Origin of the sequence: Kribbella sp. NPDC051718 (genome assembly GCF_040681515.1) — a bacterium.
GTDB lineage: Bacteria > Actinomycetota > Actinomycetes > Propionibacteriales > Kribbellaceae > Kribbella.
In genome coordinates, this window is record NZ_JBFAYZ010000006.1 from 57,370 (window position 1) to 71,684 (window position 14,315).

The 14,315-nt window shown below is 67.4% G+C and carries 8 protein-coding genes; 4 read left to right on the forward strand and 4 right to left on the reverse strand.

Features of this window, described 5'->3' with window-relative positions; all coding sequences use genetic code 11:
• Window positions 1–51: 51 nt before the first annotated feature.
• Entirely contained in the window at window positions 52–1,704 is a 1,653-nt protein-coding gene (locus tag AB0M15_RS22850) for a hypothetical protein (protein WP_363822483.1), read from the reverse strand.
• 120 nt (window positions 1,705–1,824) lie between these two features.
• Between AB0M15_RS22850 and AB0M15_RS22855 the strand changes: the two genes are divergently transcribed.
• Both AB0M15_RS22855 and AB0M15_RS22860 read left to right on the forward strand, forming a co-directional pair.
• Window positions 1,825–3,612 carry a helix-turn-helix domain-containing protein gene (locus tag AB0M15_RS22855; protein ID WP_363822486.1) on the forward strand — a complete coding sequence of 596 codons (1,788 nt, stop codon included), beginning with the start codon at window positions 1,825–1,827 and terminating at the stop codon, window positions 3,610–3,612.
• A gap of 45 nt (window positions 3,613–3,657) precedes the next feature.
• Window positions 3,658–4,521: an aminoglycoside phosphotransferase family protein gene (locus AB0M15_RS22860; RefSeq protein ID WP_363822488.1), complete on the forward strand. Its 864-nt coding sequence runs from the start codon at window positions 3,658–3,660 to the stop codon at window positions 4,519–4,521.
• On the opposite strand, the gene AB0M15_RS22865 is transcribed toward AB0M15_RS22860, so the two are convergent.
• A complete protein-coding gene (locus AB0M15_RS22865; protein WP_363822490.1) occupies window positions 4,513–7,353 on the reverse strand; it encodes an AAA family ATPase in 2,841 nt (946 codons plus the stop codon). The genes AB0M15_RS22860 and AB0M15_RS22865 overlap by 9 nt on opposite strands.
• A gap of 190 nt (window positions 7,354–7,543) precedes the next feature.
• Here AB0M15_RS22865 and AB0M15_RS22870 point away from each other — a divergent pair, with 190 nt between their 5' ends.
• A complete protein-coding gene (locus tag AB0M15_RS22870; RefSeq protein ID WP_363822493.1) occupies window positions 7,544–10,474 on the forward strand; it encodes a S8 family serine peptidase in 2,931 nt (976 codons plus the stop codon).
• Between the two features lie 37 nt (window positions 10,475–10,511).
• On the opposite strand, the gene AB0M15_RS22875 is transcribed toward AB0M15_RS22870, so the two are convergent.
• Together AB0M15_RS22875 and AB0M15_RS22880 are read right to left on the reverse strand one after the other, a co-directional pair.
• Window positions 10,512–11,825: a hypothetical protein gene (locus AB0M15_RS22875; protein ID WP_363822495.1), complete on the reverse strand. Its 1,314-nt coding sequence runs from the start codon at window positions 11,823–11,825 to the stop codon at window positions 10,512–10,514.
• 5 nt (window positions 11,826–11,830) lie between these two features.
• Window positions 11,831–13,120: an aminotransferase class III-fold pyridoxal phosphate-dependent enzyme gene (locus AB0M15_RS22880; protein ID WP_363822498.1), complete on the reverse strand. Its 1,290-nt coding sequence runs from the start codon at window positions 13,118–13,120 to the stop codon at window positions 11,831–11,833.
• Between the two features lie 67 nt (window positions 13,121–13,187).
• Between AB0M15_RS22880 and AB0M15_RS22885 the strand changes: the two genes are divergently transcribed.
• Window positions 13,188–14,288, forward strand: coding sequence for an LOG family protein (locus tag AB0M15_RS22885; protein ID WP_363822500.1), 1,101 nt, complete (start codon window positions 13,188–13,190; stop codon window positions 14,286–14,288).
• Window positions 14,289–14,315: the final 27 nt, after the last annotated feature.

Sequence of the window (14,315 nt, forward strand, 5' to 3'; positions counted from 1 at the left end):
GTGGCGGCGGGATGTCGCCAGGGTCCGCCGCCACCGATCTGCTTGCTGGGGTCAGGCCACCGCCGGCGCCGGCCGGCCGGCGGGACCGCCGGCCTTGTACGCCGCGAGATGCGCCTCGCGGTCAGCGTCGGACATCTCGTTGAGCAGGATGTTCGGGCTGGCGAAGTTGATGCCGCGCACGTCGTCGAGCGTCCAGAGCTTCTTCTGGTCGTCCAGGTCCAGGTGCGGCTGCGGGATCAGCGTCTTGCCGTCGTCACGGACGTACCCGAGGTCGGAGATGATGTCGGCCAGGTCGCGGTTGTGGTGCAGGGTCTCCCACTCGCGGTGCCCGGTCAGCCGGCCCATGTTCGGCGTCGGCCGGCCCTCGTACTCCGGCCGGAACGCCTTGATGTCGGTCCAGGCGCAGGTCTCGGAGCAGTACGTGCGCCACTGGCCGTCGACCTTCTCGGTGACCATGTCCTCGCGGATCAGGGCCGGCACCATGCAGGTCCAGCAGCGGTGCGGGTACTGGTAGTCGACGTCCTCGAAGGCGATCGGCTTGTTCTTGCCCGGGTACCGCAGGCGGTTGTAGTTCTCCCACCACTTGCCGTACTTGTTGTACCAGCCCGGGTACTTGAACTCGAACCACTCGAAGTCCTCGTCCGTCATCGGGTCGATCCGCCAGTAGTTGACCGGCCAGCCGGTGGCGAAGAACTGCGCCACCTCGTGCACGTAGCCCTTGTTGTAGATCCGGTTCCAGGCCTCCTCGACCAGGTCGTGCGGGATCTTCAGGCCGTACTTCTCCAGCGGGATCAGGTAGCTGCGGTAGTAGTCGTCGTAGATCCACCGGCGCCACATCTCGGCGTACGAGTCGCGGTCCTTGCGGCGGTCCTTGGTGCCGTACTCGATGAACGTGCCGATCGCGGCGTCGACGACGCAGTGGTTGTTCCACCAGGCGTAGCGCAGGTCGCGCTCGAGCAACTGCCGGTTGTCCTCGTCGGCCAGCGCCATCAGCAGGATGCTGTAGCCGTTGCTGATGTGCCGCGACTCGTCGGACTGGACCGAGTGGAACACGGTCGGCAGCAGGTAGTCGCCGTTCGCGGCCGCCTCGTCGGGCATCGCGACGAACAGCGTGTTGGTGAACGCGGTCTCGGCCACCACCGTGAGGTAGATGTTGGCCGCGGTGATCGCGTCGCCGGTGATGAACCCCTCGCCGAACTGCCGGCCGATGGTGCCCGCGTAGTTGTTCGCGAACGCCTTCTCGGTGATGTCGAACCCGGCCGGGTCGATGTAGTGGTTCATGTACAGCTTCTTCAGGTTCATCTGGATCGTCGAGTGCCGGACCTCGTCGATCATCTGCACCGCCAGCCCGTTGTGGATCTCCGGGTTCGGCACCGCGTCGATCGCCATCGGCATCGCCCGGGCGGCGGAGATCTCCGGGAACGGGATGATCGAGAGGAACAGCTTCTGCCACTCCATCCAGCGCTGCTGGACCTGGCGGAACATGTTGCCGCGGATCGCGCCGTCCATCGCGCCGAAGACGCGGTTGTCCTTCTCCTCCTCCATCGGGAAGTAGGACCGCATGATCTGCTTCAGCGGGTCCTTCTTGGGGGCCTTGTCGAAGGTGTAGTCGGTTCCGAAGCGTGTCGCGGGAGTCGCGAAGGTCGGCTCCCAGGACAGTTCGGTGATCTTGGCGTGGGCCTTGCTCAGACTCTGCCTGCTCACGGTCTGCCTCCTCGGGGTTTCAAGTGGACCGATCTCACCCCGGGTCAGGCCTTGCGCTTGTCTCAATCTGAGACACAGTGGGAAGGCGGACGCACCTAGAGTGATGGCAGGGAGGCCTCTGTGGAACGAGCGCACTGGATCGACGCACCTCGGACTGGCCGGCTGCTGCAGCAGGCCAGGGATACCTTCTTGTCGTCCGGGGATCTGGACCCCGAGCTGGTGCGAGAGTCGATCCAGGCGTCGTGGCTGCGGTCTTCCCGGCTGCGGGTGGACACCGACAACGTCGATCCCAGCTTCCTGGGTCTGGAAGGCCCGACGCCGCTCGCGCTGTCGGCCGCGCCGGTGCTGAGCGCCCTGGCCGACGAGCTGGCGAACGAGTCGGTGAGCATCATCCTGACCGACCAGCACGGCCTCGTACTTCAGCGGACCTGCCCTGACCCGTCGCTGATCAGGCAGCTCGACCGGGCGTCCCTGTCGCCAGGCTTCAGCTACGCGGAGGAGCAGGTCGGTACGAACGGCATCGGGACCACCTTGGAGGCCGGCGTCCCCACGATGGTCACGGGGAGCGAACACTTCACCGGGCCGCTCGGTGGCTTCGCCTGCGCGGGTGCGCCGATCCACCATCCCGTCACCGGCTCGCTGCTCGGGGTGCTGGACCTGACCTCGTCGGTGTCTCATTCGAACGCTTTATTGATGTTCTGCGCGCGGTCGACGGCGCAGAAGATCGAGCAGCAGTTGCTGGCCCGGTCCGGTGCCAAGGAGCTGGCGCTCTTCCGCGACTACCTGGCCGCTTGCCAGCACTCCAGCAGTGGGGTGATCGCGCTGAGCGGGGACCTGGTCATGATGAACAGCCAGGCGCAGCAGCGGTTCGACCCAGCCGATCAGACTGCGCTCCTAGCACGGTCGCGCGACGCTGCGGGTTCCCCCGAGCAGGTGACGCTGGTCGCTGATCTACCTAGTGGGTTGGTGGCTCGGTTGGACTATCGGCCGGCGTTCGCTGGTTCGGAGTTCGCTGGTGGGGTGTTGAAGATCCAGGTGCAGTCGGGTCTGGACTCGACCACTGGGGCGGTGCGCAGCGTAGTACCGGTGATGCCTGGGCTTGCTGGGAGCAGTGCTACTTGGCAGCGGGTGTTCGAGGCGGTGGACACCAGTCGGCGCAACAGCTCGTGGGTAGTGCTGGAGGGCGAGGCAGGTGTCGGCAAGATCGCGTTGCTGCGCTCGGTGAACCAGCTACGGAACGGCAGCGGGCACTTCCGGGTCATGGATGCGTCCGAGTGCGGTCCTGGTTGGCTGGACACGGTTGCTGAGGAGTTGTCGGCCGGGGCGGGATCACTGGTCATCCGGAGGGCACATCTGCTCGACAGTGACTCGGTGAGTGGACTGTCGGCGCTACTGCTCGAGCACGCCGACCAGCGGAGCGAGATGTGGGTCGCCCTGACGATGCGGAGCGAGCCACGCAACCCCGAGGTGGATGCCCAACTGCTGCCGCACTTCTCGCACACAGTGCAGGTACCGCCACTGCGGCATCACCTGGAAGACATGCACAAGCTGGTACCTCACCTGCTGAGCCGCCTCAACCGGGGCAACAACCTCAGCATCTCCCCCAGCGCACTGGCTCAGCTGATGCGACTCCCCTGGCTCGGCAACGTCGAGCAGCTTCGCCGCGTCCTCCTCCGCATCGCCCAGCAACGCCGCTCCGGCACGATCGACCTGGACGACCTGCCCGGCGAGTGCCGAGCCACTACCCGGCGGCGACTCACACAGCTGGAGTCCCTGGAGCGCGACGCCGTCGTCAAGGCGCTTGTCATCCACCGCGGCAACAAGGACAAGGCTGCCAGCGACCTGGGCATGTCCCGGGCCACGATCTACCGCAAGATCCGCGACTACGGCATCAACCTGACGATCTGAAAACGCTTTGCCCCGACTCCCGGCTGCACTGGAGACTTGGCCGGGATGAGTGACAACAACGCTCCAGACGGTCGTGCCGGAATCGACGTGGGCCTGGTCCGGCGCCTGATCAAAGCCCAGTTCCCGCAGTGGAGCGACCTGCCGATCACGCCGGTCAAGGTCGACGGGTGGGACAACCGGACCTATCGCCTCGGGGACTCCTTGACGGTCCGGCTCCCAACGGCTGCCGGCTACGCGCCGGCGGTCGACAAGGAGGACCTCTGGCTGCCACGGCTCGCCCCGCAGCTACCGGTCGCAGTGCCGGAGCCTGTGGGCAAGGGGGTGCCGGGCGAGGGCTATGCGTTCAACTGGTCGGTCCGGCGCTGGCTGGACGGCTCTACTGCTTCGCTGGACCGTATCGACGACCTGCCTGGCTTTGCTGTCTCTGTAGCCTCATTCATCCGCGCACTGCAGCGGTGCGACGCGACGGACGGACCGGTGGGCGCGGAACACAGCTTCTTCCGGGGCGCGCCGCCAGTGCACTACGACGGGGAGACTCGACGCGCGCTGGTCGAGCTAGCCGGGCAGGTGGACGTCGCAGCCTGTACCGAGATCTGGGAAGCGGCGATCAACTCGTCCTTCGACGGGCCGCCGGTATGGTTCCACGGGGATATCGCGCACGGGAACCTGCTGGTTGTCGACGGAAAGCTGTCGGCCGTCATCGACTTCGGCACGTCGGGAGTCGGCGACCCGGCTTGCGATCTGGTGATCGCGTGGACTCTCTTCTCGGGGGAGAGTCGCGAGGCGTTCCGGCGTACGGTCTCGCAGGATGCGGGGACCTGGGCGCGGGCTCGTGGGTGGGCGTTGTGGAAGGCCCTGATCACGGAAGATCTGCGTGTCGTCGAGCAGGTGCTGGCCGACTCAGTCTGAGTTGACCAGGTCTGCGCGGGAGGCCGCATTGAGCTTGCGGAGGACCTTGGCGACGTGTTGCTCGACCGTGCGGGGTGAGAGGAACAGGACGTCGGCGATCTCGCGGTTGGTGTGGCCGCGGCCGAGCAGGCGGGCCACGTCCTGCTCGCGTGGAGACAGCTCGGCCCCGTAGCCGCGGCGGCCTCTGCGGGAAGGGGCTGTGACGCCGTGGTTCCTCAGCTCGTGGCGGCAACGGGCTGCGTCTCTGAGCGCTCCCAGGCGATCGAAGGTCTCCGCTAGCTTCGCGAAAGCGTCGGCCGGCTCCTTGAGTGCCAGCCCGCAATGCGCTGCTCGCTCGGCGACCAGTGCCGCGAAGTACGGTGCCGGTAGTGCCTCGTACTGGATCTCTACCTCTCTATAGAGCTCAACCGCTCGTCTGTAGTCGCCTTCGTACTCCGTGAGCTGCGCCCACCCACAATGCAACGCCACCCGTGCCAGCGGCGCCTCCAGACCGCTGATGCAGTCGTCCAACTCCCCCAACAGCTTCCGTACTTCATCGTCACGTCCATCGGCGAGCAGTACGGCTACCGCAGTCGGTACCAACTCCCCTGCCCACGACCACACCTGCTTGCGCCGCAGCAGCTCCAGGCCGTCGTTCACCGCCGTGACCGCAGCATCAAGGTTGTTGCGGGACAGCTGCATCCACGCGAGCAGACCGAAGCTGCCCAAGGCGATCGGGGCGATGGCGTTGGCCGGCTCGTCGATCCCGGTGGCAGCCAAGTAGGCCTCGGCCTCAGCCCATTCACCACGTGCGACGGCCAGAAAGGCCAGTACCAGCGACAGTTCGCTGGTGAGCGGGAACAGGTCGCGGTACTCGTCCAGTAGTTGGCCGGCGCGCTCGTCGAGCCCGGCCCACTCGCCGGTGAACCAGTCGACTCGTGCCTGGGTCGCGCGCGCAGTACTGACGACGAATGGCGCTCCGCAGTCGGTGGCGAACTGGAGCCCGCTATGGAGGAAGTCGGTGGCCTTGCCGTAGTAGCCGATCGACATGCACGCGTCGGCGAGATTGCAGTGCGCCCTGGCCAGGTGTCGCAGCTCGGCCGCGCTGGCTCCGTCAGACGTCAGCTCGGCGACCTCGGACAGGACGAAGGGATCACCGGCGTGTAGTCGCGAGGCCAGCAGGTTCGCCCGCAACGAGGTGATCAGCACCGGATCGGTGGCCCGGTGAAAGCGCTCGTCAGCCCGCTGGGCCCACAGACCGGTCTCATCGAGTGTGGCCGCGCCCAGCCAGCACTGAGCCAGGACGGAGATAGCTCGCGCCTCGAGGTCCGGTCGGTCGCCTAGGTCTGCAAGGGCTCGCTCGATCTCAGCCCGGCCGGCCGCGATGCTGCCTGCCGCCCGGATCATCAGCAGGCCCGCATAGAGCCGCACCTCGCCGCGGACGCCAGGCGAGAGCCGGTGGTCGGTCAGCAGGCGCTGGAGCGTGTCCATCGGGTCTCGCTGGTCCAGGCCTGTGTAGGCGACCGACCCGAGCTTCGAGGCGAGGCGGTCCAGTGCTTCGACTGACTGGTCGGGCTCAGCCAGTAGACGTTGCAGCAGGCGGGTAGCGGTCGAGGCGTCACCGATCTCGCCAGCCCTGTCAGCCGCGGCCTCTCCGAACTGCCGCCACTCCTGCATACGCCCCGCGAGCCGACTGTGCTCGGCCAACTGGAGCAGCGGCTGCGGACTGGTCTCTGCGAGAGTCTCGGCGATCCGCCGGTGCAGTGCTTGCCGCTGCGGACTCGGCAGGCTGTCATAGACCGCTTGCCGTCCCAGCGCATGGCGGAAGTCGTAGCGGCCGTCGCCTGAGTCTCTTAGTACTCCGGCTGCCAACGCCGAGGTGAGTGCAGCGTCGACGGCCCCTTCGGCCAGACCAGTCACCCGCCCGAGCAACTCGCTCGCCGCCGGAATCCCCAGGGCTGCTGTGGCGTAGCTGACCTCTCTAGCCTCCTGCTCCAGCCCGGAGAGCCGCTCAGCCATCGCATCCCGCAGCAGAGCCGGTACTTCGACCTGCTCGAGCGCCCGCCGCGCAGTACTCCCGTCGACCGGGAGCGGCAACGTCCGGACAGCCTCCTCGATCACTGCCGGGATGCCGGCTGTCCGGTCGTACAGGAGCTCGGCCAGGTCGGCCGCGATCGCCTCCACCCCCAGGATCCCGGCCGACAACGACCGGACCCCAGCCAGATCCAGCGGCTGCAAGGCGACTACCGCGCTCGGCAACCAGACAGGCGGCCGGTACTCCGCTCCTAGCGGTGGTCCCGTCGTCAGGTCCTCCCGCCGGTAGGTGACCAGGATCGACAAGTTCTCCGGCGGGTCCGTCATCAGGAAGCGCAGCAGCTGGCGAGACCCGTCGTCCGCCCAGTGCAGGTCCTCCACCACCAGCAGCGCCGGACCAGCAGCCGCCAGCAGTTCGCGGATCGCACGGAACACCTGATGCCGCTCGGTCGCCGGGTCGGCCGCAGGCCAGTGCGCGTCGGGGAAGCGGTCTGCGAGCTCGGGCAGGAGGGGGCGCAGTACTGAGGTCAACGGGCCCAGCGGAGTACCGGAGTGTCGTGGGTAGCTCCTGAGCGCCTCTACGACAGCGCCGTACGGGAAGGGCTCACGCAAGGGCTGGCAGAAGCCGATCATGAGATGCCTGTCGCGTACGTCAGGCCCACGGAGCAGCTCGCTGATCAGACGGCTCTTGCCGATGCCGGCCTCACCCTCGACCAGTGCAACGCCGGACTGTCCCGCTGTAGCAGCCAGCAGGCGCAGCTCATCGCCGCGGCCGACCAGCACTGGCGAACTGGTCCTGTTGATCGGTGCTCCAGTCATCTGCGCTCCCGTGGATGTGGGGGCGAGCCTACGTGGGGAAACCCATTTCTGTGAGGGTCTCGGCACCAATAGTCAGGTACCCCTACCTACTGCTGCCCGGATTGTTCCCGTCCGGGCCCGCCCCGACAGTGATCGGACCGGCTGCCCCACCCCCTCCGCCCTGGGTGGCCGGGGACCGAACGGAGAGCTGATGAACCTCCCACGCTCGGGCGCCTATGGCGCCATCGTGTGTCTGTCACTCGCACTACTGACCCCACCTGCCCAGGCGGCCGCCCCACCACCGGCGCCCAGCCCCACCATCCGGGGTGCTGGTGCCCCCGGCACCATTCCAGGCAGCTACATCGTCGTGCTGAAGGACGGTGCTCGCGCAACGGCCTCCACCCTGGCCTCCAAGTACGGCGGCAAGGTCAAGCTGACCTACACCACCGCACTGCGCGGCTTCTCCGCCTCCTTGACCGAGACGGAGGCACTGCGGCTGGCTGCGGACCCAGAGGTCAAGTACGTCGAGCAGGACGGCAAGGCCCACGCCACTGACCGCCAGGCCAACCCGACCTGGGGTCTCGACCGGATCGACCAGAAGGCGCTGCCACTCGACCAGGGCTACACGTACGCGACCAAGGCGCCCGGTGTCACGGCGTACATCGTCGACACCGGTATCTACAAGACGCACTCCGACTTCGGCGGCCGGGCGACCGACGGCTACGACTTCATCGACAACGACGCGATCGCCAACGACTGCAACGGGCACGGCACACATGTCGCCGGTACCGTCGGCAGTACGACGTACGGGGTCGCGAAGGGCGTCGCGCTGGTCGGCGTCCGGGTGCTGGACTGCCAGGGCAACGGCGAGTGGTCCCAGGTGATCGGCGGGATCGACTGGGTCGCCCAGAACGCGAAGAAGCCGGCCGTCGCCAACATGAGCCTGTCGGGCGAGACCAACTCCTCGGTCGACGACGCGGTAAAGAAGGCGATCGCCTCGGGCGTCACCTTCTCCATTGCGGGCGGCAACAACAACGGCGCGAACGCCTGCAGCTACAGCCCGGCCCGGACGTCGGAGGCGATCACCGTCGGCGCCACCGACAACCAGGACAACCGGTCCAGCTTCTCCAACATCGGGTCCTGCCTGGACATCTTCGCGCCGGGATCGGGCATCACCTCGACCTGGAACAACGGTGGTACCAACAGCATCAGCGGTACGTCGATGGCGGCGCCGCACGTCGCTGGTGCCGCGGCGCTCTACCTGGCGGGCAACCCGTCCGCCACACCGGCTGCAGTCGCCTCGGCGCTGACCAGCAACGCCAGCGCCGGAGTGGTCAAGAACGCGGGCACCGGCTCGCCGAACAAGCTGCTCTACACCGGCTTCATCGGCGGCGGCGACCCCGAGCCGCCGACGTGTGCGGGCGGTTCCTCGACCGAGGACGCAGCCATCCCCGACGCAGGCGCCGCGGTCTCCACCTCGGCCACGATCAGCGGTTGCGACGGGAACGGTACGTCGAACACCAGCGTGAAGGTGGATATCAACCACACCTACACCGGCGACCTCCAGGTCGACCTGGTCGGACCGTCCGGCGCTGTCATCAACCTGCGCAAGGCCGGTGGCGTCGGCTCCCCCGACGGACTCCACCAGACCTTCACCGCCAACACCTCGAGCGAGACCCGCAACGGCACCTGGAAGCTGCAGGTGAAGGACGCCTACCGCTTCGACACCGGCACCATCGACGGCTGGTCGCTCAACTTCACGCCGTCGGCCGCCAACTACGAGGGCGACACGGTCCCGGTCAAGTCCGCTACCCCTGGCGCCAACTTCGCCGGTGGACAGGACGCGACCGTCAGCGAGTTCCCCTCGATCATCGCCGGACTGCGGGCCGGCGGTACCCGGCCGCAGGGGCAGACCTGCACCGGTACGGCGATCGCGCCGCGCAAGATCCTGATCGCGGCGCACTGTGCGGACGCGGTCGGCGCCAAGAGCTTCCTCTACGGCCTTGACGACCTCAACGCCAGCGGCGGCACGCGGGTCGGCGTGGTCTCGTACATCAAGCATCCCAAGTACGTGAACTTCGACCAGGGGTACGACGTCGCGGTGGTCACCACGGACGCGGACATCCCGGTGCCGGGCGGCAAGTACGCGTCGTACGCGACCTCTGCCGACGCCGGGATGGAGAAGCCCGGCGTGACGGCGCAGGGCTTCGGCTACGGCAAGAAGGACTTCGACGACACCGCCCGCGACGTCACGCTGGACAAGGCGTCGCTGCCGATCGTCGACGGCTCGCAGGTCTGCAACGGCGTCGGCGCCGGCTTCAAGCCCGCGACGATGATCTGCGCCGGGTACGCCGACGGCCGGGTGACCATCCTGCCCGGGGACAGCGGCGGTCCGCTGATCGTCCAGGGCAAGGTGATCGGCGTCGCCTCCTGGAGCCGCTCGGACTTCAAGTGGTACAGCGTCTACGGCCGGCTCACCAACGACATGGGCGACTGGGTCAAGACCCAGGTCGGCGACGCACCGCCCACCGGCGACTTCGCCGTCGGCGTCTCGCCGTCCGCGGTGAAAGTTGCCTCTGGCAAGTACATCTCGACCACGGTGACCAGCACCGCCGGCACGAGTGGTGCGGAGAACCTGACACTCACCGCGTCCGGCCTGCCCACCGGCGCGAAGGCGACGTTCCAGCCTGAGTCGATCGCTTCGGGCGGCACTGCCAAGCTGACCTTCGAAGCCGGTTCCTCCACACCGGCCGGCAACCACACCATCACGGTCACCGGCACCAACGCGGCCGGCAAGACCGCCACCGCGACCGTCACCCTCACAGTCGAGGGCGATCAACCGCCGACTGGGGACGTACAGGTCACCGCCACCCCGTCCAGCGGCTCGGTCACCCAGGGTCAGCTGGCTCAGACAGTCGTGAAGGCCTCCGGCGGCACCGGCAACCTCACGCTCACCGCCTCCGGCGTCCCGGCCGGCACCCAGACCTTCTTCAACCCGACCACCATCGCCCAGAACGGCACCAGCAACGTCTGGTTCTTCACCAGCTTCCAGACGCCGCGCGGCACCTACGCCATCAAGATCTCGGCGCGTTCGACCGACGGCAAGACCGGTACCACCACCTACAACCTCACCGTGCGCTAGCGGGTTCGACGGGCTCTCGCCTTCGGGCGGGAGCCCGTCACGGCAGTAGTTCGAGAACCTTCGCGACGATGCTCAGCGCAGGGGTGGCGATGTCGGCCGCCTTGCTCACAGTGGTTTTGATCCGCTCCAGCTGGGTGCGGGTCTTGGCGGCGTCCGGGGTCTCGGCGTTCAGCTGGCCGGCCACGTCGTCGATCAGCTGGGCGACTTGTTCGCGTTGGTCGTCGGTCAGCTGGTCGCTGGTCAGGACGAGGCGTAGCAGGGTGCCGAGGTCGGTGGGGGTGATGGCGTGGGAGTTCTGGAAGTCGGTGACGACGGTGTCGACCGGGCGGTTGATGAAGGTCGTCTGGCCGTGGAAGTTGAAGTTCTCGGTCATTGCCTGTCCTCCGGTGTGAATGACGACTGTCGCGCCCTTGAACTCATACCCTCTGGCGGTAGGCACCAGCTCCGCCCGCAACCGCTGCTCCGCTCTTGCCAGCCGCCGCAGGATAGAACCGTCGGCAGACTCGTCCTCGATCGTCTCCGAGAGCTCTCTGAACAGCTTGCGGAACGCTGCCATCGAGGTGTCCCCGATCGGGAAGACATACTTGTCGCGGCCGTACGGAAGCAGCACGAGACACGGCAACTCACTCCCCGGTACGCCGAGTTCGCGCGCCACCTCGTAGGCGCCGAGCTTGTCGTACGGCGTCCACTTCAACCACCGCAGCGCACTCAGCATCCGGTACAGCTCCGGGCTCAACCGGTCCTTCCAGTACTGCTTGGCCGTCCGCCAACTCTGCGGCCGCTCGAAGACCGAGATCTGGAACAGCTCACCGGACAACGCGTTGAGCTCGTCGAAATGCGTCCGTACGAAGGTCGCCAACTCGACATCCGCGTCGGTGTAGAGCAGCACCCCGCGGATCTTGCGAGCCCGGCGCCTGGCCCGGTCCGAGTACTGCAACTGCGCGAAGACATCGGCCGGACCGGCGGCCGGCAGGAAGTCGTAGGTCCCCTTCAGCGGATGCTCGACGCAGAGCACCACCAGATCCCCGTCCAGCAATCCGGCCGCATCGACGGTGTCGTCCGCTGTGAACTCTTCACCGGTGGCCGGATCGGCCAGCCAGGTCCGGATGCCGTCGACGCTCGACGCCTGGCCGGCCGCCCTCGCAGCGGTCAGCGCTAGCTGGGTCAGCTCGCCGATGCTCGTAGTACCGGCGACCTCGACCGTGCAGGCGACCATGGCTCCGTCGAGCTGTTGCCACCGGTCGTCGGCAGTGGCGAACCTGTCCATCGCGAAGGCGACCTCGGCACCGAACGGTGACGAGGTCGCCTCGACGGCGTCGCCCTCGCGCAGGGCGACGTACAAGCGCGGCAACGGTGTCAGCGCAGGGTGTTGAAGGAGTCCCGGATGATCTCCAGGGCCTCGGTGGTCTCCTCTTCGGTCAGGGTCATCGGCGGGGCCATCCGCAGCACGTTGCCGTAGAGGCCGCCCTTGCCGAGCAGCAGGCCGCGCTCCATGGCCTCCTGCTGGAGCTTGACCGTGACGGCAGCGTCGGGCTTGCCGTCGGCGGGGTTGATCAGCTCGGTGGCGAGCATCAGGCCCTTGCCACGGACGTCGCCGATCTCGGGGAACTCGTCCGAGATGCCACGCAGTCCGTCCATCAGCTGGGCGCCGCGCTTGGCGGCGTTGGCCTGCAGGTCGTTGTCGACGAGGTACTCGATCGTCGCCTTGGCCGCGCTGGTGGAGATCGGGTTGCCGCCGAAGGTGGACAGGCTGTTCGCGCTGAGGCTGTCCACCAGTTCGGGCTTCGCGACCACACCGCCGATCGCGAACCCGTTGCCGAGCCCCTTCGCGAACGTCATCGCGTCCGGTACGACGTCGTGCGCCTGGATCCCCCAGAAGTGGTCGCCGGTCCGGCCCCAGCCGGTCTGCACCTCGTCGGAGATGAAGAGGATCCCGTACTCGTCGAGCACCTCCTTGAACGCGGCGTACAGGCCGTCGGGCGGGGACGAGAAACCGCCCACGCCCTGGATCGGCTCGACGATCATGCAGGCGACGTCGCCCGCAGTACCGGTGTTGATCACCTCACGGAGGTCGTCCACACAGACCTTGATGTACTCCGCGTCCGGCAGGTCCTTGAACGGGCTGCGGTAGCGGTAAGCGCCCTGCACGTACTGCACGTTGACCGGCGAGAGGCTGCTCGCCGACCAGCCGCGGTTGCCGGTGATGGCGACCGTGCCGAAGCCGCGGCCGTGGTACGAGTTGCGCATCGCCAGTACCTGGTTCGAGCGGCGCTTCTGGGTGGCGAACAGCATCGCCGCCTCGTTCGCCTCGGTGCCGGAGTTGGTGAAGAACACCTTGGCGTCCGGGATGCCGGACAGCTCCGCGATCTTCTCGGCCAGCTCGATCTGCCGGCGGATCAGGTAGACCGTCGAGGTGTGCGCGACCCCGGTGGCCAGTTGCTCGCGGACCGCGTCGGAGATCTCCGCGATGTCGTACCCGATCGCGTTGGTCAGGATGCCGGCGAAGAAGTCGAGATACTCCTTGCCCTCACCGTCGGTGACCCGGCGGCCGGATCCCTTGACGATCTCGATCGGCTGCTCGTAGTACAGCGCGAGCCAATCCGGCATGACGGCCTTGTGACGCTCCCACAGCTCCGCATGTGTCATGACTTATCACTACCTCATCCAAGAGCCATCCGCTATCACGCCCCGGCCGTCACTTAGGGTGCTCTTCGTGACAACGCCGAGCATTCCTCACCTTGACATCGAGTCGCTGCGGCATTTCGACGAGGTGATCGCGGCCGGGGCCAGCTCGATGGGCGGCTGGCGGGTGCAGTCGGTGGATCTGACCGGGCGGACGGCGGTACTGCTCAAGCTGTCGCCGATGGGGTCGCTGTTCCTGGGCTGCGCGATGGAGGAAGCCGCCGCGGACTGGGTGCGCGACGGCGGCGGGCTGATCTTCCCCACCATCCCGGAGCTGCCCTTCGACCCGTACCGCGGTCGCCTGTACGACGCCGACGAGCTGTATGCCGGTCTGGCGGACGGGTACGAGGCGACCCCGGATGCGCGGATCTACGCGTGGTCTCGGCAGTACGACGAGCGCGGCGACACCAGCCGGACGCTGGCGGCCGCGCTGCACGATCACTCGATCGCCGACTCGCTGCACGAGTTGCCTGACGGCAGGCCGTGGATCGGCGTGATGGGCGGACATGGGATCGCGCGTACCGACCCGACGTACCGGTCGGCCGTCCTGCTCGGGCGCACGCTCGCCCGGGCCGGCCTGACCGTCGCAACGGGCGGTGGACCCGGCGCGATGGAGGCTGCCAACCTGGGGTCTAGCCTTTCGGAGTACGACGACGCAGCGGTCTCCTCAGCCCTGGCAATGCTCGCCGGTACGCCGTCCTTCCGCCCGTCGATCGCCGACTGGGCCCTGAGCGGCCTAGCAGTCCGCCAGGCCTTCCCCGGCGACGGCGGCGTCTCCATCCCGACCTGGTTCTACGGCCACGAGCCGCCGAACGTCTTCGCCAGCTCCATCGCCAAGTACTTCTCCAACGCCCTCCGCGAGGACGTACTGCTCAGCAGAGCCCGCGGCGGCATCATCTACCTCCCCGGGGCGGCCGGCACCGTCCAGGAGATCTTCCAGGCCGTCACCCCCAACTACTACGGCGACCAGGTGATGCAGATCCCGATGATCCTGGTAGACGTCGAGCACTGGTCGCGCACAGTCCCGGTTTGGGATGTCCTGAACCGCCTGGCCTCCGGCCGACCCATGCAGTCCTCAATACACCTGGTCGACTCCATCGAGGAAGCAGTAGAGCTGATCTGCGTTCGCTAAGCCCTCCTGGGGCTCCACGGCCTGTGC

Excerpts from the sequence above, each read along its gene's own strand:
- AB0M15_RS22860 (WP_363822488.1), top strand. The coding sequence starts at position 3,658 with ATGAGTGACAACAACGCTCCAGACGGTCGTGCCGGAATCGACGTGGGC.
- AB0M15_RS22865 (WP_363822490.1), bottom strand. The coding sequence starts at position 7,353 with ATGACTGGAGCACCGATCAACAGGACCAGTTCGCCAGTGCTGGTCGGC.
- AB0M15_RS22870 (WP_363822493.1), top strand. The coding sequence starts at position 7,544 with ATGAACCTCCCACGCTCGGGCGCCTATGGCGCCATCGTGTGTCTGTCA.
- AB0M15_RS22880 (WP_363822498.1), bottom strand. The coding sequence starts at position 13,120 with ATGACACATGCGGAGCTGTGGGAGCGTCACAAGGCCGTCATGCCGGAT.